At 78.9% G+C, this 849-nt stretch carries 1 protein-coding gene; it reads right to left on the bottom strand.

Annotated features, from left to right (window positions below; genetic code table 11):
• Positions 1-33: 33 nt before the first annotated feature.
• Positions 34-849 (bottom strand): HAD-IC family P-type ATPase (locus ABD308_RS25830; RefSeq protein WP_344339021.1); only part of this gene is annotated, 816 nt, incomplete at its 5' end.

Raw genomic sequence — 849 nt, forward strand, 5'->3', positions numbered from 1 at the left:
CGGCGGCCCGCAGCCGTTCGACCGCCGCCTCCCTCACCACGCCGCACCCGCCGGACGCCGTGCCGGGGCGGGCCGCCGCGCCGCGCCGCCCTCCCCGGCGCCCCGTCCTGGACGCCAGGTCCGCAGCCGCAGGCTGTTGCCCACCACCAGCAGCGAACTCAGCGACATCGCCACCGCCGCCAGCATCGGGTTCAGCAGCCCCACCGCCGCCAGCGGGATCAGCACCACGTTGTACCCGAACGCCCAGAGCAGGTTGACCCGGATCGTGGCCAGGGTGCGCCGGGCCAGCCGCACGGCGTCCACCACCGTCTCGATGTCCCCGCGCACCAGCGTCAGCCCGGCCGCCCCGATCGCCGCGTCACTGCCCGAGGCGAGCGCCACCCCGAGGTCCGCCGAGGCCAGCGCGACGGCGTCGTTGACCCCGTCGCCGACCACCGCCGTGGTCCGCCCGGCGGCCTTCAGCTCCGCGACCACCTCCGCCTTGCGCTCCGGCGAGGCCGAGGCGTGCACCCGCTCGATGCCCAGCTCCGCCGCCACGGCCCGGGCCGCACCCGGCCCGTCCCCAGTCAGCAGCACCGGTTCCAGGCCCATGCCGCGCAGCCGGTGCAGCGCGCGCCAACTGCCCGAGCGCAGCGTGTCGCCGACCGCCAGGACCGCCGCCGGCCGGCCGTCCACCTCCACCAGCACCGCCGTACGGCCCGCCGCCGAGGCCTCCGCCAGCGCCCCCGCCAGCTCCTCCGGCAGCGGCCCGTCCGCGCCGTCCGGGCGGACCACCCGCACCCGGCGGCCCTCGACCTCGCCGGACACCCCGAACCCGGCGGTGGCCGTGAACCCGGCCACCGCCGGCAG

It is taken from the genome of Kitasatospora putterlickiae, assembly GCF_039527695.1.
Classification (GTDB): Bacteria; Actinomycetota; Actinomycetes; order Streptomycetales; family Streptomycetaceae; genus Kitasatospora; species Kitasatospora putterlickiae.